The sequence below is a fragment of the Bacteroidota bacterium genome (genome assembly GCA_018266835.1).
Lineage (GTDB): Bacteria > Bacteroidota > Ignavibacteria > Tepidaquicellales > Tepidaquicellaceae > JAFDZO01.
The window spans coordinates 76,456-97,373 of the sequence record JAFDZP010000001.1; the positions used below are offsets into that span (position 1 = coordinate 76,456).

Below are 20,918 nucleotides of genomic sequence, written 5' to 3' on the forward strand. Positions count from 1 at the left end.
TTAATCTCCTTTTTTTAGTTTGATTGTTATATTGGATACAGGAAAAATTTGTTGCTGATTTGAACTTGTCTGGTCGTATAATTTTATCTTCTCCGAAATCTTTCTTTCTTCATTCAAATCAATTCTTTCTATTAACGGTATAAATTTCTCATCTGAGCTTTTCTTCTGAATTATCCAGTCCTTTAATCTGAATTTATAATCGTTGAGTATATCTTTTTCTTCAGTAAGATATGTTTCGTATTTAAACTCAGGAATTTTTGAATTTGAAATGCTGCTCATTTCATCCTTCTTGTCAATATGCATATATTTCAGAGAAGCTTCTATATAATCATCTATGGCTGCGCTCATGAATCAATCATTTGCATTTGCTCTTCTCTGAAAGCAATTAACTTTTTTTCTATCGGCTCAAACTCTTCAAAACCCATTAATTCCAGTCGTAATTTACTAACATCTTTGATGTTTCTTAAGTAGCCTGAATAGTGTTTTCTGAACTCGCGTGTTCCAAGTTTTTCACCTTTCAAATCCACAGCAAGTCTCAAATGCTCAATGCATATATTAACCTTTTCTTCTACAGTTGGTTCATCGGGTAGAACTCCGTGCTTCATGTAATAATGTGACTGATTGAATATCCACGGATTCGTTATTGCAGCCTGACCAATCATAACTGCATCACACTCATATGTTTCAAAGACAAATTTAACATCTTCAGGAGTTTTGATATTGCCATTCAATATAATCGGCATCTGAACCCCCGCATCTTTTATTCTTTTCACCCAGCTCCAGTCTGCCTCACCTTTATTTCCCTGATTACGCAGTCTGCAATGAACAGTCAATGCCTGTATACCGATATCTTCCAGCATTTTTGCAACGTCTATTATTACAATTGAATCTTTATCCCATCCAAGCCGTGTTTTTAATGTTACGGGTATGCTTACATTTTTTGAAACATTTTCTGCAATCTGTTTCATCTTCGGCAGATCTTTTAAAAGTCCTGCTCCTGCGCCACGCAGAGCAACATCTTTTACCCAGCAACCGCAGTTGATATCGATAAAATCGGGATTAACGCTTTCTGAAATCTTCGCTGCCTCTATTAACGCTTCATCTCTTCCTCCGAAAATCTGAATAGATAGCGGTCTCTCTTCCTTGTAGAAAAATAATTTATTGCGTGCCTTTACGGCATCGCGAATCAATCCTTCTGCAGAAATAAATTCAGTGTAAACGATATCGGCGCCAAGGCGTTTGCATATCAAACGGAACGGAGGCTCGCTTACATCTTCCATGGGAGCAAGCGCAATTTTTCCTATAAAATTCTTTTGAAATTCGTTCATATCAGGTGTAAATTAATTATTGTTTGGCTAATTAGAAATTGAATTATTTATAACAATCAAAACCAAAAAAGTCTTTAAAAAGTGCAGTTTTTCTGCGGAGTTATTTTGATACTTTTATATATGCTATATATAAAAAAATCTACGCTGCCAAAGTGCGGACTGGGACTGTTTTCAAGCGCCGATATTGCAAAAGGGGAGTACATAGTTGAATACAAAGGAGATATTTACACATGGAAAAAATGCATCGAGCGCGCTGCCGAAGAAGATAAAGCAGGATATGTTTTTTACGTTAATAGAAACTATTGTATAGACGCTTATGACTTTCCGCTTGAGCTTGCACGATATGCCAATGATGCTAAAGGTCTCAGAAGAAAAAAAGATGTTACAAATAACTGTGAGTACTTAATTAAAGGAAAGCGTGTATATATTGTTGCGAAGAAAAAACTGAAAGCCCACACAGAAATTTTAGCTCCGTATGGAAAAGATTACTGGGATGAGTTTGAAGAATGTGATGATGATAACTAAACAAATTAATTTTTAGGTATAAATTAAAAGGGAGCCATGAGCTCCCTTTTTTGTTTCTATTAATTAAAATTTTAATCACCTTTTTTATCATCCTTCTTTTGAGGAGGATCTTGCTTGGGCGGATCCTGTTTTGGAGGGTCCTGCTTCGGCGGATCTTGCTTTACCGGGGGCGGATCATTTTTTACCGGAGGAGGATCGTTCTTTACCGGCGGTGGATCATATTTAGGCGGATCATATTTCGGTGGATCATACTTTGGCGGATCATTCTTTACCGGCGGCGGATTATATTTCGGCGGATCATTCTTCACAGGTGGATTGTTCTTCGGTCCTTCCTGTTTTGGCGTTTCAGTCTTCGTAGTCGTTGTATTCTTTACCGGCGGCAAATTTTTTGCAGGCGGTTCAGTCTTTACACCTTCCTTAGTCGGATTGTTAACAGATGGTCCTGCAGTTTTAATTGTTGTCGTAGTATTGGTTGTCGTGGTATTTTTTACCGGTGGCTGCTTTATTTGCGGGTCCTTTGTTATATTACCATTTCCCGGATTAGAAACATTTTGCTTTGTAATATCATCAATCAATTTTACCGGATTAATTTCATTCTGCTGCTTTACAGGAGTTACTTTTACAGGTGTCTTTGGTCCGTTTGGATTTTTTGTAGGATTAGTATTATTTACTCCTGCAATCGTTCCTTCAGATTTAGTAGGAATGTTTATTACCTTAGGAGTTATCTGAGTATTAGTAACTTTGCTTATTTCATTTACATTCGGTCCATTGTATTTAATTTTCTGGTTGTTGGTTACTAATGTCTGTACATTTTTTATCTTTTCCGAATTATTAATAATTTCAATATTTCTTTCAGTGTCTACTTTTGGTTTTATAGGTATATGTTTTGTTATATCGTTTGTATTTACAACTGTCCAGTGAATAGGATTTGAAGTAAAATGACTGTTACAAACTATTAAGTGATGAGGATTTTGCCAGTAAACAACAGGGCAAGTGGGGTACCAGCTGCAATAGCTGCCTCCATAATAATTTCCGCAGTAACGCCATGTTACCCAGTTAGGTGCCCATCTTCCTCCCGGCATCCATACCCATCCTGCAAAGCTTGTCCACATCCATCTGCCATAATTATAACAATGATTTCCCCATCTGTAATCTGAAGCCCATACCCATCCTGCGCATGTGAATTCCCAATGACCATTGGTATATGGGTTCCAGTTTCTATCGCTGCATTCATTTGGCTGCCAGATATAAATTATCTTTTCAATTGTTTTTGTTTCGGTAACTGTTCTGACGGGTTCTATATTAGATGATGTAATATTTGTTGTAGGGACTTCTTCTATAAATGTATCGTCATCGTTTGCCGGCGCTTTGTTATTTGCTAATACTGTGTTATTATTTTCAGCAACGGGTTCGTTATCCTGGTTAGATACATTCTGGATATCAGGAGCATCGTTCTGAGTCTGTGTCGGATTTGTTAATTCTCTTATAAAATCTTTTTGCTTTACAGGAATCCATTTTCCCTGCGAAGTTAAATCGTTCTCAAACTTTTGTTTATAAACCTGATTGGAATCTAAAAGATTTTCTGTATAATCAATGCTGTCAACAATAGATTGGAAGTTCACATTGGGGTCTGTAGTTACAGTTGAGGGTGTGTTCTTTGTAAAAATTTTATAAGCGCCAACTGATATCGCCCCTGATAGCAGCGCTGCTGATAAAATCATTGCAAAGATTTTTTTGTTGAACATTTTGAAATCCTCTTTTTTAAATTTGGTATTTCTTAGACTCAATAATCTTAACTTTTGTTCCGTTGTAGCCGCCCTGATTATAAGACTAAGTTTACTCCAAATAGTTTAATAATTTTTACTCACTAAAAAGGGGAGTATTTATTTCTCCCCCTTTATAATTTACTTCGATTTTACTTTTTGCTTCCTTCATTTTTAGGTGCGCTTTCCTTTGTTGGCCCGCTGCTCTTTGGTCCGTTATTATTGCTTCCAGGACTTTTTGAAGGTCCGTTATTATTGCTTCCGGGACTTTTTGTTGGTCCGTTACTTTTTGTTGGTCCGTTGTGATTTCCGTTTCCTCTTGTGCCGTCAGGACTTCTTGTTGTATGTGTTCTGCCTGATTCTCCGTTTCTGCTCGTGCCGTCTCTGGTAATTTTAACTTTCTCCCTGTTTGGATTATAATTACCGTTTCTGGTTGTTTTTGTATTATCTATTTTCGGACCTGTTCCGTTATTTATTGTCCTCGTAATTTTTACTTTTTGCGGATATATCTTTTCACCGGATTCCTTGGAAATGTTATTAACTTCCGGTCCATTATATTTTATTTGCTTCTTTTCTGTAGAGTACGTATTGACTCCCTTTATTTTTTCCGAGTTCTTGAGAATATCAGCATTATTCTCGTTCTTTACAATTTTAGTCTTATCAATTTTTTTAGTGAAGTCTTTTTTATCGACAAATACCCAGTTCTTTGTCTTTGATTTGAACACATGGTTTCTTACCCAATGTCCGTGATGTCTCCAGTGTATTCTCGGACAGGTCGGATACCATCCGCAGTAATTGTTATGAGTTCTCCACATACACCAGTTCGGTGCCCAGACTCTTCCCGGAAGCCAGCACCATCCGTAGTAGCTTGACCAGTACCATCTTCCGTAGTTATAACAAGCCCATCCCCAGTCGTAATCAGATTCCCATATCCAGCCTCTCCATGTAAATACCCATCTGCCGTTGCTGTAGGGAGTCCAGTCCTGTTCAATATTTCTTGGTCGCCATATATAAATTATTTTTACAATGGTAGGGTCATCATCTTCCACAATTGTTGCATCATCACCGTTAACGTCTCGTATCAGATCTGCGCGGTTTATTTTTACCCACTCGCCCTGATTGGATAAACTATCAAAGTCGCGCTGATAAACTGTATTGGAATCGAGCAGATTTTCTTTTACATCTATGCTGTCTAAGATAACATCGTCATTATCCTGACCGCTTGGTATATCCTGTGGATAAATTTTATTTGTGGCAATAAATAAATTTACTGTCAAAAATAAAATTGCAGGAATAAATAATAAGAAATTCTTATTTTTTCGCATAATATTAGCTTTAAACTTAACCGATTTTTTCTTTACACTACAAAAAAATATTTTTGTTCCATTTTTGTCTAAAAATAAGACAAATGAAATTTAATTTGGTTTAAAGAAATAACATAAATATTAATATAAAAATTACCAAGTTAAATACAAGTGGAGAGGCGGGGAAAGTATAAATAAACGTTATTTTTGAGCAATAAAAAAAGGGAGCTGTTAGCTCCCTTTAATTAAAAATTATTATTTCTAAATTTATTACTTCATCAGTATCATTTTCTTCGTCTCTGAGTAAGCTCCGGCTTCTATTTTGTAGAAGTACATTCCGCTTGCAAGTGAGCTTCCGTCAAATTCATATGAATAATTTCCTTCTGTTGTAAGTGTTCCATTTATTAATGAAGCAACCATTTCTCCTCTCATATCATAAACTTTTAACGTTACGTTAGCAGTTTTTGGAATTGTGAAGTTAATTACTGTCGTAGGATTGAAAGGATTCGGATAATTCTGAGCAAGATTGAATTTCAACGGAGCAGAATTTGTATTTCCAATTCCTACTACATTTGTGATTGTGAAATCTGCATTTGAAATATCAAAGAATGCATTTGTTGCTGCCTTAACTTTTATTCTGCATGTTGAGTTCTGAATGTTTGGTAATGTTACTATTGCTGTTCCGATATTTGGAACACCTGATGCTAATGTTGTCGGGAATGTCTGTCCGCCGTCTGTCGAAAGCAAAATATTTACTGTTGCAGCACTTACAGGAGCAGCTGATGTATTTGCTACGTTCCAGGTTACTGTCTGCGGAATATGTGAATTCCATGTTACTGCAGTATTCGGTGAAGTAACTAAAAAAGGACCTGCAGTTGCAACAACGTTTATAGCTGTCATAGTGGCTGAGCCAACACCGCCGCCGCCTGCTTTATAATCTCTTGCAACTAATCTGAATACCATGCTTCTTGCATACGTAGGAAGCAGTTCTCCGATTGTATGGAAATTATTTACAACGTCATAAACTCTCGGGAACTGTCTCGTTCCTGATGTAACAGGATTAAATGATCTGAAAAGCGGTGCATTTCCTGTCGGTGCATTTGGACCGCCAGAAGGACCTAAATCATACTGCTCCCAGCAATATTTCAGCGGGTCGTTATCTGCATCTGTTGCGCTTCCAGTTAATTCAAAAGGTGTTGAAATAGGAATTGAAAATCCGCCCGTTGGTACAGATACAACCGGATTATGATTTCCTGTTGTTGTTGTTACAGGACATGCATTTCCTCCGCCAACACTTGTGTAAGCAATGATTTCATCTAAACTTTTTGCTACGAAATAAGGGTCACTATGAGGCTGAATATCATCTGCTCCGCAGATACCTGCATAAGCCATAATTGTTGTTCCGCTGCCCGGTTCGTAAGCAGTATTGTTATTTCTGTTACCGCCGCCGCAGCTTGATGTCACGCTGTTGAATGTATGATTACCGCCAAACTGATGTCCCATTTCGTGAGCAACGTAGTCAATATCGTACGGGTCACCGACCGGTGCGCCTGAGCCTGTTACGCCTCTTGCTTTATTTCCTGCCTGGCAAACGCATCCTAAGTATGCAACGCCGCCGCCGCCTGTTGAAAATACGTGGCCGATATCATAGTTTGCAGAACCGATTATATTATCGCATGTAGTCTGATTCTGACCAAGCATAGTATTTCCGTTATTGTTGGTATATGGGTCTGATGATGAGCTTGTATATACTACTGAACTGTTGTTATTTACCAATACCATTCTTACTGATACTTCGTTTTCATAAACTCCGTCAACTCTGTTCATTGACACTACGATAGCAGCCATGGCTGCATTCACTGTTCCTCCGAAGTAAGATGCATATTCGCCTGTGCAGGCTACAACTGTTCTGTAAGTTCTAAGCTGTCCTTCTGCAAGCATATCAGGATTATAAGGAGCTTGCTTTTTGTTATCAGTGTTCCAGTTATCGATAACTTCGCATGTCATTCTTTTATCTGTAACGAAATCAGATTTGAAGTAACTGATGTAGTTATAGTTGTCGCCTTTTGCATACGGGTCAATAAATACTGTACCGCTTTCTGAAAAAATCATAGCATGGAATCCAAGCGGAGTGAGATCAAATCTAACACTTGAGTACGGGTCGTCAATTCCTTGTCCGAGGTATGTTTTTATCTCAGGGAACTGAGCGGCTAAACCGTCTTCCATTATTGGTGAATCAACAAATTTAAATCTTAAATATGTACCGTTCGGCATAGGGAGCGAGATAACCGAATTTGAATTACTCGGACGGACATTTTTTTCCTGTGGTGCTGATTGTAAAACACTTTTTATATCGGAGATATTTAAAGTCAGTGTTCTGAACTTCAGGGGTTTAATAACTCGTTCGCCTGAACTTTGAATATTGGACTCCGCAATATCATTCCAATAATTTGCAGCATTAGCGCTTAGCGAGATCATAACCGAAAATACGATTACGAAGAAATAACGAGAGGTCATTTTTTAGTTTTAATTAATTTGTAAATTATTTCCTTCTGTGGTTTGAGGTGAATTATTTGAAAATAATGAATTTACCATAGGAAAACAAATGAATTACAGGGGAATTCACCGTATTATTTCTTTATAGTGTGAACAGGGAAAATTGAATAAAATTGCACCTTATTACCGCACCACAGCAAGCATGTCATTCCCGCCTTCATGGGAATGACATACAGGGCATTGCGGGAATGAAATACAGAGTGTGAGAACATCGAACAACAAAAAACGAATTTTATCCATTAATAAACTTCAGCAGTTCATCGTGCATCCATCCGTTGGAAGTAAGGACTCCACGCTCATAAATAGTTCTTTCACCATTTAAGTCAGTCATAAGACCGCCTGCTTCTTCAATGCAGATTTTTACAGGTGCGACATCGTAGGGGGAGACATGCGGGTCAAGCATAAACTCTGCTTTGCCTTCAATTACTAACGTATGGCCATAACAGTCACCGTAGCCTCTATCGTAGTAGGATTTATTTACAAGCTTAAGAAATTGTTCTTTATACGGGTGTTCAAGAATGTACTCAATGCCTCCATAAATGAAATACGATTTATCTATCGAGTTTATTTTGCTCACTTTCATTTTTTTCCCTGAGCAGTAACATCCGAGTCCTTTACCTGCATAAATTATCTTTTTCATAGCAGGAAGGGCAATTACACCAAGGATAACTTCTCCTTCGTACTCAAGAGCAAGCAGAGTGCCCCAGAAGGGAAAGTTGCGCATGAAGTTTTTTGTTCCGTCAATAGGGTCAATTATCCATTTGAAATCGGACTGCTTATCCTGCACTCCTGTTTCTTCAGCGAGGAAGCTGTGCTCGGGATATTTTTTTTTAATTTCGGAGATTAGGAATTTCTCGCATTTTTTATCCGCGATTGTAACAGGGGAGTTATCTTTTTTGTATTCGGGCTTGATGGTTTTTTTATAGTACTTAGTGGATATGCGGTTACATTCTTTGATTAAATCTACAGAGAAGCTTAGCAGTTTTTTTATGTGTTTTTCTTTCATCTGAGTTAAATTGTTATGGTTAAAAATTGAGTTTTATCAAATGAAATTCAAGTTAGATTAAAAAGTTTTACTTAATAATATCGTAACTTGCAATTTATAATCATTCGTTATACATCTGAATAGAATTTATACTTTAATAAAAGAAAGCTATTTTTCAGAATTGAAATATCTAATCCCAATATTATTTGCCATAGGTTCATTCATTTCCATTGTTCATTGGGTAAATAACTTTTCTTTATCGCCGGATTCCACTAACTATATTACTGCATCTGAAAATCTTGTAAAGCACGGTTCGTTGTTTGTTTATTCAAACTGGCCATCGCGCTCTTTTGAACCGCAGACTGAACCTTATACCGAGTACATGCCCGGCTTACCGGTATTTATGGCGCCGATGTTTTTGTTCACTGATAATCCCGATACAGTAATGATTGTGATGAATTCACTCAGTATAGTGTTAGTTTATTTCATAGTGCTTTTGCTGCTGAATCAGATAGGATTCAATTCATACTTTAAAATTTTATTTCTGCTGTATCTTACATTCTTTGAGCCGTTTAAATTTATATATAGTTACCTGTGGACGGAAACATTTTTTATTTTCTGGTCACTCCTTGCATTTTACTTTGCAGTAAAGCTTGTAAATGAAGATAATAAAAAGTATTGGGTGATAGGCTGCATTGCAGTTGCTTTCTCTGCGTTTATAAAAATGTACGGAGTGTTTAACTGCTCTTTTTTTATTTTACCTTTCATAATTCATAAGAAGAGATTTTCTAATCTGTTATTTTTTATTTTGATGTCGTCTGTATTCGTTGTAATTTGGTTTATAAGAAATGAGCTGACTTACGGGTACTTTACAAGTTCTCACAAATTATTGCAGAAGTTTTACACTTCAAATATTTTAAGATCGTTCAAATGGACATTGTATCTGCTTGGTAATGATAAACTTGCAAATATATGGGCATTGCTAATAGTAATTATAAGTACATCTCCATTATTTTTATACTTAAGAAAACGAATAAGCTATGAGAGGGATTTTCGGATTTGGAGTTTGCTTTTCATAGGAACATTAATAAACTTTTTGGGGATATATATTTTGTCATTGGTAAGCTCATTCGATTATCTTGAAAGCAGATTACTCGCACCCGTATACATATTATTCTTTTTTGTTTTCTTTATAAGTATAAAGATGCTGTATGAAAGTTTCAATGCTAGATTACCACAGGTGAAATATTTATTTGCAGCTGTACCGCTTCTGCTGTTCATTTTTAACTCTGCTTTTGTAAAACAAATTGATACAAAGATAGATGTCCATTATGCATGGGAGCATGATTTATGGAATGAAATTAACAGCAAAGGCATTGCAAATAACTCATCTCATTATATAACCGAGTTTAATTACATTCATCAGATATACGGAGATAAGCCTCAGAGAATTATTGTAAATGAAAATATGTTTATGAATATAGGATTCATGAATGAAATTACTTCCAAAGGTAAGGCTCCTTTTATAGTTTTAAGAAATAAAGAACTTCCGTATTTTTATTTTGAAAAGCTTCATAAATTTCTCGGTTATAAAAAAGCTGACTTACAGGAAAAGCATTTTTCAGTCTATATAAAAAGTTGAAAATCAATAAAGAGAAAATATTATTATTCATAGATAAGATTAAAGAGAAGTATGTAAAATTCTCGAAGTCTAAATTTATTTCACTTCTGAAAAAAAAACATACGGGAATAATTGCTCAGTCTGTTTTAGTAGTCGGATTTTTAATTTACGCTACGGGCAGCTCAGTACCAAGCAAAAGGACTATTCCCAATGTAAAAGATAATATGCCTAAATCAAGCGGTGATATTGTAACTCCGACTGAAGAAAAAAAACAAAACAAAACTGATTTTAATGAATATCTTAATTACCGTTCTTTTGAAACAGAAAACTATGTAGAAAACTTGCTGAGAAACTGGCCGCGGCTATTAGATCTTTTCACATCAAATTCAAACTTCAGACAGAATATAAAGGATATAGATTTAAACAGACTGGAAAAAGTCTCAGGTGAAATTAAAAAGACGAGATCATTTAGTCCCGGAAATGTTCAGGCGCTGGTTGATGAATACGGTGAAATGATAAAGCGAGAATGCAATTTCTATAAGCTTGACTGGCGTCTTGTCATTGCAATCATAAGGCAGGAGTCTTACTTCAATCCCGATGCAGTGTCTCATGCGGGAGCGCTTGGCTTTATGCAGATAATGCCGCGCACAGGTGTAGGATTACAGAATGAACTTGCCTTGCAGGATACACGCACTCCCCAGAACAATTTAATTGCGGGGATTTACTACTTCGCATCACTAGCTTCACAGTTCTCCGAGTTTGGTGATGAACGATACAAGTTTGCACTTGCTGCATATAATGCGGGTCTTGGAAGAGTTATCGATGCGTTAACGATTACTGATTACCTTGGTAAAGATTACAAGAAATGGGAGAATGTGAAAGAATCTTATCCGCTGCTATCATCAAAGAATGATTCACTTCATGCTCTTGTCTGGCCTGACAGAAAAAAACCTACTTACGGTGCGCTTGAAAACTGGAAAGAGCCGTATAATTATGTTGATGCAATCTGGTTTTACTTTAATGAGTATAAAAAATATTACGAGTCAAATCTTCCCGAAGAAAAGAAGACTTCAAACAAAAAATCTAAAAAGAAAAAGAAGTAACTATCATGACTGAAATAGAAAATGAATTTGAGAAAGTTAGGACTTGCGAAGACGCAAGAAAACTTTTCCCTGTAACTGAGCACTGTACATATCTTGATAATGCCCACTACTCCCATTACTCACTGGAAACAAGAAGAAGACTTATAAAAGCGGTAGACGGATTTACATTTACCAATGAAAATTTAAGCATGGTAAATTATCAGACTGCTGAGAGATTAAGAAAGAAATGCGGAGAACTTATCCACGCTAAGACAGAAGATATTTTCTTGACATCAAGCACAACTCACGGTCTCAATGTATTTGCAAACGGAATTGATTTGAACCCGGGAGATACTGTGATATTTGCAGATTCAGAATTTCCCGCAGTGCCATATCCATGGATGAATCAGGAAAAAATGCGGGGAATAAAATATGAAATGATTCCATCAGATAAAGGTAAAATAAAAGTTTCCGATATCGAAGACACTATTAAACGGACAAATGCAAAAGTGCTTACAATAAGCTCGGTTGAGTTTTTAGGATTCAGAAATGATCTTAAAACTATAAGTAAGATCTGCCATGATAACGGCTGCTATTTTGTAGTAGATGCAATACAGAGTGTAGGAGCTTGTCCCACCCACGTTGATGAATATAATATAGATTTTTTATCAGCGGGTTCACAGAAATGGATGATGTCTCCTGCAGGAGTCGGCTTTGCTTATATACCAGCTAACATTAGAGAGAAAGTTAAACCAAGTTATGTTGCCACAACAAGTATAAATTACGATTTCAAAAATTTCTTAAATTACAATCTTACATTCCGTGAAGATGCAATTGTTTATGAAAATTCTACATTGAATTGTCTTGGAATGATTGGCATGGAGTGCGCTGTTGAGTTATTTCTGAAAATAGGAGTTGAGAATATTTTCAATCACATATTAAAACTTCAGGATGTTTTCATACAAGAAATGGATGGAAGTAACTTTACAATAGAATGTGATTTAACTCCGATACACCGCTCAAACATATTGATTTTCTCCCATAAAGACTCTTCAAAAAATGAGATGATACAAAAAGATCTGGAGCATAAGAAAATTTATGTGGCATTAAGAGAAGGGTATCTGAGATTATCTGCTCACTTGTTTAACAATGAAGAAGATATTTTAAAGCTTACATCAGCATTGAAGGCATACTGATTACTCCGCCATTGCAAGTGAAACTGCGAAAATTTTATTTACACCTGCTTCGCGAAGAATTTTTATACATTCGTTTACAGTTGCTCCGGTGGTAATTACGTCATCCAAGAGAATAATATTCTTATCCTTTAACTCTACCTCAAAATTTCTGTTAAGAGTAAAAGCATCACACATATTCTTTTCTCTCTCGAGCAACGTGAGTTTCGTCTGGGATTTTGTGTAACGATGGCGTTTGATATAATCGAATTGAAGGGGGATTTGCAATTGCCCGCTCATTCCTTTTACAAGATACTCTGACTGGTTATATCCTCTTTCTCTTACTTTTGTTTTATGAAGTGGGACAGGGATTATGTAGTCGTAACTTACTTTTTGCTCATCAATTTCAAGCTTTACATATCCTGCTAAATGCTGACCCAAGAAAACTCCCAGATCTTTCATTCCGCTGTACTTCAGGTGATGAATTATTTTTTCAAAATCCGATTTCTGAGCGAAATCATAAAGCGTAAACGCGAAATCGGATTTAACTTTTCCTCTTAATTCATTCAGCTGACTTTTGGTAACTTTTTCGAGATTTGCAAGAGTGTCATCCAGAACAAACCTGTTTGAATTATCTTCCGGCAGATTGTTTTCAGAGACAATACAAACTCTCGGATACAAAAAATCAACTATGTCATTTATTATTTTCATTTACAATTTTCATTGTAAAAATTACTTCACAAGTTTTTTGTAACGGAATTTTTTTGGCTCTAAATTTCCAAGTCTCTTCTTTTTATTCTCTTCGTAATCACTGTAGCCGCCTTCAAAATTATAAACAACTCCATCACCTTCGTATGCAAGTATGTGCGTTGCAACTCTATCGAGGAACCACCTGTCATGCGATATAATAACTGCGCAGCCCGCAAAATCTTCCAGCGCTTCTTCCAATGCTCTCAGTGTATTCACGTCTATATCATTGGTAGGCTCATCGAGTAAGAGAACGTTACCTTCCTGCTTCAAAGCGATAGCAAGATGTAATCTGTTTCTTTCACCACCGGAAAGTGTTCCGCAAAGTTTTCCCTGGTCAGCTCCGCTGAAATTGAACTTAGCAACGTATGCTCTTGAGTTAAAAAGCTTTCCTGCAATTGTAATATTTTCATCTCCACCGGAAATAACTTCCCATACTGTTTTATTCGGGTCAATATCATCATGGCTTTGGTCAACGTATGCAGTCTTCACAGTATCACCGACTTCAAATGTTCCCGCATCAGCTTTCTCCATACCCTGAATAAGCTTGAACAAAGTAGTTTTACCTGCACCGTTCGGTCCGATAATGCCAACGATTCCGTTGGGTGGTAAGTTGAAATTCAGATTTTCAAACAATAATTTATCACCGTATGATTTTGCTACTCCGATAGCCTCAATAACTTTATTACCAAGTCTAGGTCCGTTTGGTATAAATAACTCAAGTTTCTCTTCCTTCTGCTTTACATCTTCATTTAACAATTTATCATAGGATTGCAGACGCGCCTTTGATTTCGCCTGTCTTGCTCTCGGAGACATCTTTACCCATTCAAGCTCACGCTCAAGAGTTTTTCTTCTTTTGCTTTCCTGTTTCTCTTCAAGTGCGAGTCGGTTAGATTTCTGTTCAAGCCATGAAGAGTAGTTTCCTTCCCATGGAATTCCTTCACCTCTATCTAATTCCAAAATCCACCCGGCAACATTATCAAGGAAGTATCTATCGTGAGTAATAGCGATAACAGTTCCGGGATATTGTTTCAAGTGCTGCTCAAGCCAGTCAACTGATTCAGCATCAAGATGGTTTGTCGGCTCATCAAGTAAAAGTATTTCAGGTTCCTGAAGTAGTAATCTGCACAATGCAACTCTTCTTCTTTCCCCTCCGGAAAGTGTTCCGACGATTCTATCTTCATCGGGACATCTTAAAGCATCCATAGCTCTCTCAAGTTTTGAATCAAGCTCCCATCCGTTTTTATGCTCTATCATTTCGGTAAGCTCGCCTTGTCTTTCAATAAGCTTAGTCATTGTATCATCGTCCATCGGCTCAGCAAATTTCATATTAAGCTCTTCGTATTCTTTCAGTATATCGGCAACTTCCTGAACGCCTTCCATCACGATTTCTTTTACAGTCTTTGTATCATCCAGCTCAGGCTCCTGTGAAAGGTAACCAATCTTATAATTTTTAGTGAAGTGAACTTCACCCATGAAGTTGGTTTCAATACCCGCTATTATTTTCAGCAGAGTAGATTTTCCTGAACCGTTAAGACCAATGATTCCAATCTTCGCTCCGTAAAAAAACGAAAGGTAAATATTGTTTAAAACTTTTTTTTGAGGCGGAAAAGTTTTGGAAACTCCCACCATGGAAAATATAATTTTGTTATCAGCCATTTATAAACTTTCTTTTGTATTTTACTTTAGAAGTGAACATTTAATATAGTGTATTTATATGGGAGAATTAATGCAGAAACTTTGATATAAATTCTTTAAATTTGTGAATTCAATTCATTTTCCAAATTACATTACCCCATGAAATATCTCTTACTTCTTTTAATATTATTTATTCCTGCTTTCACTTTCTCTCAGAACATTAATCTCAATGATTTAAATAATGACCGTACAGACTATTATAAGTCAAGAGGTATATTATTTGAAGCAGATAGCTTGATGCGGCTCGGATATGATATTGTTCTGAATGAAAAAGAGCAACAGCTTGACTGCTATTTAAAAGAACTTCAAAGAGATTATATAAGTAACTCAGGTGCTAAATTTCCTCCAGCGAACTATTTCTACAAATACAGAAATATGATTGACACGTCAATAATATACAAGATGTTTCAGAAAATGCCTAAAGGTGCAATGCTTCATATTCATTCGACGGCAATGGGTGATGCAGAGTGGCTTGTGAAAAATGCTTCGTATATGGATAACTGTTACTTCTATAATTCCGATGACGGTAATGAAACTTACGGCACCATGCATTTTTACGCGAATGGAAAAGCACCTGCAAACTGGGTATTAGTGAAGGAACTCAGAGATAAAGATCCTGATTTTGATAATAAGCTTTTAAAGCTTTTAACATTCAGCTCAGCCGATGAAGGCAGCGCAGTTATATGGGAAGATTTTGAAAAAATCTTTAACCGTATGTCAGGACTTATTGAATATCTTCCCGTTTATAAAGAGTACAAGAAAAATTCATTAGAGATCTTATTAAAAGATAACGTTCAGCATGTTGAGTTAAGAACAGGCATGCACGGCATCTATGATTTAGATAAAGAATACAGCTATCTTGATTTTGCAAAAATGTACACTGAAGTTTTAAGTGAATTACAGAAAAAGTATCCACACTTTACAAGTAAATTAATTTTCGCGGGGTGGAGAGGTAACACTCCCGGCGGAGTTATGGCTTACATCGATACAGCTTTTGCTATAAAGAAAAAATATCCGAACCTCTTAGTTGGCTTTGATTTAGTCGGCGAAGAAGATGCCGGACACACTACCGATTATTTCCTCAATGAATTCTTTAAGAAAGATTCACTGGAGAAAGTTTATAACTTATCGCTTCCGTTTTATTTTCACGACGGGGAAAGCACACTGCCAAGCGACTTAAATCTATATGATGCCATACTTCTCAAAACAAAACGCATAGGACACGGAGTTAATTTATTCAGATTTCCAATTCTTGAACAAATTGCAAAGAAAGAAAACATCTGCCTCGAAGTCTCACCATTAAGCAATCAGATATTAGGCTATGTGCAAAACCTCAGAATGCATCCTGCATCCGGTTATATTAATAAAGGAATTCCAGTCGCAATAAGTTCAGATGACCCGCAGATATTTAATTACAAAGGTCTTACGTACGATTTCTGGACTGCATACATGGCATGGGAGCTTGACCTGAAGCAAGTAAAGAAACTTGCTCTGAACTCCCTTATGTACTCTGCATTAGATAAGAGCGAATATGATACAGCTTTAAAATACTTCTTAGATGAATGGGATAAATGGGTGAATGAATTAGTGAAATAACTCTACTTACTCGCTTTGTTTGTAATATAAACACCTATGATAATCATAACCATTCCGCCGATATGCCACCAGGTTAAATGTTCATTATCAAGCAAGCCGAAGAACACTGCAACTATAGGAACAAGATAAGTAACTGAACTTGCAAAAATAGGTGAAGTCATCATAATGAGCTTGTTGTAAATCAATAATGCTACTGATGTTCCCAAAAAAGCAAGAGCAACAATTGAAATAAGAGAATCAGAATACTCTCCAATGTGCCCGAATATTTTACCGGGTAATCCTATGTAAATTATAATCGCAAGCGCTATTAATCCTATAAAGAAAAATGAAACTGATGTAAGCGTAAGCGCAGTGTACTTATCAAATTTATGTTTGATGAAGTTACCGTTGAGAGCATAACACATTGTTGCTCCAACTACGAAGAGTACGTAGAAGTTCATAGCTCCTAAATTTCCATCCTTATTAATAAAGCTAAGTCCTATAGAGCCAACAAATCCAATTATCAATCCTATAGTCTGAGCTAATACAATTCTGTGTTTAAAAAACAATCTTGCAATGAGTAATGTGAACAGGGGACTCAATGCATTCAAAATTCCCGAGAGGGAACTGGTGATTTGTGTCTGCGCAATCGCAAATAAAAGTGCCGGTATAAAGTTACCTACTAAACCAAGATATGTTACTTTTATGTATTCAATTTTCGGAAGCCTACCAATTCTTTTCATTGCTATTGGCATTAAAAATACCGCTGCGAAAAAAACTCTGAGTGATGCTACTTCTATAGGGTTAAATTGAACCAGTCCTTTTTTTATTAGTAAAAACGAACTTCCCCAAACAACTGCTAAAAAAGCGAGCATAAAGTACGGAGTGTACTTATGCTTTAATAATTTCTTCAATTTCCGTCCTTATCTGTCTTATTGTAATTTTTATGTTTTGAATCTTTCCAGAGAGTTTCAAGCCTCTCCTTAATTTCTTTTTCTTTGCCAAGCTCACCCGGCATATAGTATATTTTATCTTTTACTTCATCGGGTAAATACTGGTCATCAACAAAATGATTATCGAAGCTATGCGCATAGTTATACTCTTTACCGTAGTTCAGCTCTTTCATTAATTTAGTTGGAGCATTACGCAAATGCAGCGGCACCATTGTATCGGGATATCTATCGACATCTTCAAACGCTCTTTCAATAGCAGAATATGAAGCATTGCTCTTAGGTGCTGATGCAAGATAAACTGCCGTCTGTCCCATGATAATTCTTCCTTCGGGCATTCCGATAACATTGATTGCGTTGAAACAATTCATTGCCATAGTTAGAGCGTTAGGGTCTGCATTGCCGACATCTTCGCTTGCAAGTATAACCATTCTTCTGCAGATAAACTTCGGGTCCTCGCCGCCTTTAAGCATCTTTGCCATCCAGTATAAAGCAGCATCGGGGTCACTTCCCCTCATACTTTTTATGAAAGCTGATATTACATTGTAATGCTCTTCTGCATTCTTATCATATTTAATGTAGTTGGTCTGATAAGTCTCCTTAAGAATTTCATTCGTGAGAACTATCTTTCCGTTTGCATCGGGATATGTAAGCTTCACTGCTAGTTCAAGTCCGTTGAGCAAACGTCTGCCATCACCACCCGAAAGCTTTATTAAAAAATCCTTATCAGGAATTTCAATATTCATCTTACTCAGATATTCATCTTTCGTCAATGCCTTATCAATCATTTGGAGCAAATCACTCTTTGATAACTCTTCTAATACATACACCCTGCTTCGTGAGAGCAGGGGAGAGATGACTTCAAACGAAGGATTCTCCGTTGTTGCTCCTATTAATATAATGCTGCCTTTTTCTACGCTGTGCAGGAGCGAATCCTGCTGGGCTTTGTTAAACCTATGTATTTCATCAATGAATAGTATCGTCTTCTTGCGCGAGTATTTCAGGTTCTTCTCTGCTTCTTCAAGCACTGCGCGGACATCTTTTACTCCCGATGATACAGCAGAGAGCTGACTGAAATCAAGATTTACGAGATACGATATTAGAAGTGCAAGAGTTGTCTTTCCGGTTCCGGGGGGTCCCCATAAAATCATTGAAGAGATGTCATTCTTCTCAATCATAATCCGTATCGGTTTTCCGGGACCTATGAGATGCTTCTGACCGACGTAATCTTCAATTAAAGAAGGACGAAGTCTCTCCGCTAAAGGGAAATTTTCACTGTTTTGGGCACTATCGAATAAATCCATATTTTAAAAGTACCTTAAATAAATATGGAAATCAAGGGAAATAGAATTCAGAATAATAATAGTCACATTTTTGTTACATTTTTATTTTCTCGTTCCAATACAACAGAGTCAAACCTTAATTAAATTGTCACATTATTGTCACATTTTATTCAAACCTGATAGGTTTTCGAATCCTCCGGTCAAATTGTTTTTAAAGTAACATTATTGTCACATTTTCTTTTTAACTTTTTCACTATTTAAAAATTGAATAGTAACATTATTGTCACATTTTAATTTGTTAACCACCCCTGCCCCCTCCTTATTAAGGAGGGGGACTGTTGTACTCGTAACTCGTAACTCATAACTCATCCCGCTGAAGCGGGACTTCGCTTCGCTGCGTAACTCATAACTTCAAAGCTCCTCAAATATAACATACTCCATTTCCATTCTCAACCAAAACGTCCCTATTACTACTAATAGGGAAATATTTTTGATGTCTGAACTTTTTTAATTTGCTTTCGTAATTAAACGAAATTCTTTAACTTTAACCAAAATCCTATGAGATTTATATTATTAAATTTCATCTCTCTTTTTATTATTATGCTATTATTCGTAAAAGACAGTTCAGCAAATGACGATACTAAGCTTATCGCCAATTTTAATGTTACAACTGCTCCCGGCAAAAAGCTAAAAGTAAACGCTTATGCAGGCGGAGTGAAAATTGAAACCTGGAAACAAAACGAAGTGAAAGTTGAAGTTTACGGCAACGAAAATGCCGAAAATTATTTTACTTACACCGCTAACAGCGATGACGAAGGCGTCATTGTAAAGAGCGCAGTAAAATCGGATTTCTCCAACAAGAAAAATTTTAACATCAATATCGAATTCAAAATCTCAGTCCCTGAAAATTATAATGTTGATGTAGTAACAGGCGGCGGCGGAATTTCAATCGCAAATTTAACAGGCGATGTTTCCCTCAATACATCAGGCGGCGGAATAAAGCTTTCTAAAATTGTCGGCAATGTAACCGGCTCGACTTCAGGCGGAAATCTTAAGTATGATAACATCGTCGGCAATATCAACAGTTCAACATCAGGCGGAAATGTTAAGATTCTTAACTTCTTAGGAAATGTAAACGTATCGACTTCAGGCGGCAATATGGAACTTGAAGGAACTAACGGCTCTGTAGATGCTTCAACGTCAGGCGGTAACATTAAGCTTGTTTACGGCGGAAAAAATATGGGAATTGATCTGAATACATCAGCAGGAAATATAAACGTAAGAGTCCCTGAGGATTTTGATGCAGATGCAGACCTTTCCACTTCACTTGGTAATATAAATTCGGATTTTGCTAAGGTAGATAAAGAAATGATGTCGGCTAAACTGAAAGTAAGACTGAATAACGGCGGAAATGCTCTGAAATGCGTTACCTCTGCAGGGAATATTTCACTTACAAAATAATTTTAAAAGAATCGCCACAAAAGCTCTAAAACTCAAATTAACAGAAAATAATTCTAATAAATTTTAGTGATGTTTAGTGGGTTGGTGTTTTAGTGGCAGGAATAATTCGAATTACAAAAACTCAAATTAAAATTTTAGATATACGGTAGTACTCTTTAAGGTATGCCATTGATGTTCCAACCCATGAAACACCAATGGCATTTTTGTATATATAAAATTTTAAATGGCTAATCTGTAGTTTAGCTGATTCTCTTCACCTCTGTGCATCATAGCATTTAGTGAGTCAAGCGAATCGCTGTATCTCAACTTTGAACTGTAATCCGCTGTGAGGCATTTGCTTACTTCTCTTTTTATATTGATAAGAGGAGTATTAAGAGGAAATGCTTTTACGATTCCGTTGCAAGAAACTGTAAAAAAGTTCTTCTTGTCATTGAAATCATATGATATCTCTTTTACTTCCGCATTAAACGCCAATTCAGAAATAAAGTTAAGGATAGCAGCTTTCCTTCTTAATTGCATAAGAAGCAGAGGATTTTGTTTTAAGTTTTTCATATTTGTTGTGTTTGTTTTCATTGATACAAATTTACACAATTCCATTTACCCTATATTCTCATTTCATGAGAATTTTTCCGGGACTTTCATTCCCAACATTATCTGCTAAAATTATTAACAAGATAATTCAGAAAATCATTCCTCAGGTTTTCCTGCCTGTAGGATATTATCTCCCTTCCTTCTGCAAATATGACAATGCAGTCATCGGAAAGTTTATAGTTGAATTCGTACTTGACTATGTCAGTCAATATTGAGCTAAAAAAGTTCATACTACTTATAGGGCGATATATTGTTTGTTGTTCCATTACCTATTAAA

The 20,918-nt window shown here is 36.4% G+C and carries 18 protein-coding genes; 7 read left to right on the forward strand and 11 right to left on the reverse strand.

Annotated features, from left to right (window positions below):
* Both JST55_00335 and dusB read right to left on the reverse strand, forming a co-directional pair.
* A complete protein-coding gene (locus JST55_00335; GenBank protein ID MBS1491920.1) occupies nt 1–348 on the reverse strand; it encodes a hypothetical protein in 348 nt (115 codons plus the stop codon).
* Entirely contained in the window at nt 345–1,328 is a 984-nt protein-coding gene (gene dusB / locus JST55_00340) for a tRNA dihydrouridine synthase DusB (protein ID MBS1491921.1), read from the reverse strand. Before dusB ends, JST55_00335 begins: the two co-directional genes overlap by 4 nt.
* A 120-nt stretch (nt 1,329–1,448) precedes the next feature.
* Here dusB and JST55_00345 point away from each other — a divergent pair, with 120 nt between their 5' ends.
* On the forward strand, nt 1,449–1,853 hold the full coding sequence (locus JST55_00345; protein ID MBS1491922.1) for an SET domain-containing protein-lysine N-methyltransferase: 405 nt from the start codon (nt 1,449–1,451) through the stop codon (nt 1,851–1,853).
* Between the two features lie 71 nt (nt 1,854–1,924).
* Here the strand turns inward: JST55_00345 and JST55_00350 are convergent, their stop codons facing one another.
* The 4 genes from JST55_00350 to JST55_00365 form a co-directional block, all read right to left on the reverse strand.
* A complete protein-coding gene (locus tag JST55_00350) occupies nt 1,925–3,598 on the reverse strand; it encodes a hypothetical protein (protein MBS1491923.1) in 1,674 nt (557 codons plus the stop codon).
* 170 nt (nt 3,599–3,768) lie between these two features.
* Nucleotides 3,769–4,941: a hypothetical protein gene (locus JST55_00355; protein ID MBS1491924.1), complete on the reverse strand. Its 1,173-nt coding sequence runs from the start codon at nt 4,939–4,941 to the stop codon at nt 3,769–3,771.
* Nucleotides 4,942–5,190: 249 nt separating this feature from the next.
* Entirely contained in the window at nt 5,191–7,437 is a 2,247-nt protein-coding gene (locus JST55_00360; GenBank protein ID MBS1491925.1) for a T9SS type A sorting domain-containing protein, read from the reverse strand.
* Between the two features lie 271 nt (nt 7,438–7,708).
* Nucleotides 7,709–8,482: a hypothetical protein gene (locus JST55_00365; protein MBS1491926.1), complete on the reverse strand. Its 774-nt coding sequence runs from the start codon at nt 8,480–8,482 to the stop codon at nt 7,709–7,711.
* Between the two features lie 160 nt (nt 8,483–8,642).
* Between JST55_00365 and JST55_00370 the strand changes: the two genes are divergently transcribed.
* The 3 genes from JST55_00370 to JST55_00380 are packed head-to-tail and all read left to right on the forward strand — an operon-like array spanning nt 8,643 to nt 12,360.
* On the forward strand, nt 8,643–10,103 hold the full coding sequence (locus tag JST55_00370) for a hypothetical protein (protein MBS1491927.1): 1,461 nt from the start codon (nt 8,643–8,645) through the stop codon (nt 10,101–10,103).
* Entirely contained in the window at nt 10,100–11,185 is a 1,086-nt protein-coding gene (locus JST55_00375) for a transglycosylase SLT domain-containing protein (GenBank protein ID MBS1491928.1), read from the forward strand. Before JST55_00370 ends, JST55_00375 begins: the two co-directional genes overlap by 4 nt.
* Before the next feature lie 5 nt (nt 11,186–11,190).
* Complete coding sequence (locus JST55_00380; GenBank protein MBS1491929.1) at nt 11,191–12,360, forward strand: aminotransferase class V-fold PLP-dependent enzyme; 1,170 nt, start codon at nt 11,191–11,193, stop codon at nt 12,358–12,360.
* On the opposite strand, the gene JST55_00385 is transcribed toward JST55_00380, so the two are convergent.
* Nucleotides 12,361–13,047 carry a ComF family protein gene (locus JST55_00385; GenBank protein ID MBS1491930.1) on the reverse strand — a complete coding sequence of 229 codons (687 nt, stop codon included), beginning with the start codon at nt 13,045–13,047 and terminating at the stop codon, nt 12,361–12,363.
* A 21-nt stretch (nt 13,048–13,068) separates the two neighbouring features.
* Nucleotides 13,069–14,742, reverse strand: a complete 1,674-nt coding sequence (gene ettA, locus JST55_00390; GenBank protein MBS1491931.1) for an energy-dependent translational throttle protein EttA — start codon at nt 14,740–14,742, stop codon at nt 13,069–13,071.
* 138 nt (nt 14,743–14,880) lie between these two features.
* Here ettA and JST55_00395 point away from each other — a divergent pair, with 138 nt between their 5' ends.
* The gene (locus JST55_00395) at nt 14,881–16,377 is read left to right on the forward strand and encodes a hypothetical protein (GenBank protein ID MBS1491932.1); all 1,497 of its coding nucleotides are present in this window, start codon (nt 14,881–14,883) and stop codon (nt 16,375–16,377) included.
* 2 nt (nt 16,378–16,379) lie between these two features.
* Here JST55_00395 and JST55_00400 read toward each other — a convergent pair whose 3' ends face one another.
* Together JST55_00400 and JST55_00405 are read right to left on the reverse strand one after the other, a co-directional pair.
* The gene (locus tag JST55_00400; GenBank protein MBS1491933.1) at nt 16,380–17,270 is read right to left on the reverse strand and encodes a DMT family transporter; all 891 of its coding nucleotides are present in this window, start codon (nt 17,268–17,270) and stop codon (nt 16,380–16,382) included.
* On the reverse strand, nt 17,267–18,610 hold the full coding sequence (locus tag JST55_00405; protein ID MBS1491934.1) for a replication-associated recombination protein A: 1,344 nt from the start codon (nt 18,608–18,610) through the stop codon (nt 17,267–17,269). The genes JST55_00400 and JST55_00405 overlap by 4 nt, the downstream gene beginning before the upstream one ends.
* A 537-nt stretch (nt 18,611–19,147) precedes the next feature.
* On the opposite strand from JST55_00405, the gene JST55_00410 reads away from it, so the two are divergent.
* On the forward strand, nt 19,148–20,050 hold the full coding sequence (locus tag JST55_00410; protein MBS1491935.1) for a DUF4097 family beta strand repeat protein: 903 nt from the start codon (nt 19,148–19,150) through the stop codon (nt 20,048–20,050).
* A 219-nt stretch (nt 20,051–20,269) separates the two neighbouring features.
* On the opposite strand, the gene JST55_00415 is transcribed toward JST55_00410, so the two are convergent.
* Nucleotides 20,270–20,602 carry a hypothetical protein gene (locus JST55_00415; protein ID MBS1491936.1) on the reverse strand — a complete coding sequence of 111 codons (333 nt, stop codon included), beginning with the start codon at nt 20,600–20,602 and terminating at the stop codon, nt 20,270–20,272.
* Nucleotides 20,603–20,667: 65 nt separating this feature from the next.
* On the opposite strand from JST55_00415, the gene JST55_00420 reads away from it, so the two are divergent.
* On the forward strand, nt 20,668–20,856 hold the full coding sequence (locus JST55_00420) for a hypothetical protein (protein ID MBS1491937.1): 189 nt from the start codon (nt 20,668–20,670) through the stop codon (nt 20,854–20,856).
* Nucleotides 20,857–20,918 lie beyond the last annotated feature (62 nt).

Excerpts from the sequence above, each read along its gene's own strand:
- JST55_00415 (MBS1491936.1), bottom strand. The coding sequence starts at position 20,602 with ATGAAAAACTTAAAACAAAATCCTCTGCTTCTTATGCAATTAAGAAGG.
- JST55_00350 (MBS1491923.1), bottom strand. The coding sequence starts at position 3,598 with ATGTTCAACAAAAAAATCTTTGCAATGATTTTATCAGCAGCGCTGCTA.
- ettA (MBS1491931.1), bottom strand. The coding sequence starts at position 14,742 with ATGGCTGATAACAAAATTATATTTTCCATGGTGGGAGTTTCCAAAACT.
- dusB (MBS1491921.1), bottom strand. The coding sequence starts at position 1,328 with ATGAACGAATTTCAAAAGAATTTTATAGGAAAAATTGCGCTTGCTCCC.
- JST55_00410 (MBS1491935.1), top strand. The coding sequence starts at position 19,148 with ATGAGATTTATATTATTAAATTTCATCTCTCTTTTTATTATTATGCTA.
- JST55_00420 (MBS1491937.1), top strand. The coding sequence starts at position 20,668 with ATGAGAATTTTTCCGGGACTTTCATTCCCAACATTATCTGCTAAAATT.
- JST55_00345 (MBS1491922.1), top strand. The coding sequence starts at position 1,449 with ATGCTATATATAAAAAAATCTACGCTGCCAAAGTGCGGACTGGGACTG.
- JST55_00355 (MBS1491924.1), bottom strand. The coding sequence starts at position 4,941 with ATGCGAAAAAATAAGAATTTCTTATTATTTATTCCTGCAATTTTATTT.
- JST55_00335 (MBS1491920.1), bottom strand. The coding sequence starts at position 348 with ATGAGCGCAGCCATAGATGATTATATAGAAGCTTCTCTGAAATATATG.
- JST55_00395 (MBS1491932.1), top strand. The coding sequence starts at position 14,881 with ATGAAATATCTCTTACTTCTTTTAATATTATTTATTCCTGCTTTCACT.
- JST55_00365 (MBS1491926.1), bottom strand. The coding sequence starts at position 8,482 with ATGAAAGAAAAACACATAAAAAAACTGCTAAGCTTCTCTGTAGATTTA.
- JST55_00385 (MBS1491930.1), bottom strand. The coding sequence starts at position 13,047 with ATGAAAATAATAAATGACATAGTTGATTTTTTGTATCCGAGAGTTTGT.
- JST55_00380 (MBS1491929.1), top strand. The coding sequence starts at position 11,191 with ATGACTGAAATAGAAAATGAATTTGAGAAAGTTAGGACTTGCGAAGAC.
- JST55_00405 (MBS1491934.1), bottom strand. The coding sequence starts at position 18,610 with ATGGATTTATTCGATAGTGCCCAAAACAGTGAAAATTTCCCTTTAGCG.
- JST55_00360 (MBS1491925.1), bottom strand. The coding sequence starts at position 7,437 with ATGACCTCTCGTTATTTCTTCGTAATCGTATTTTCGGTTATGATCTCG.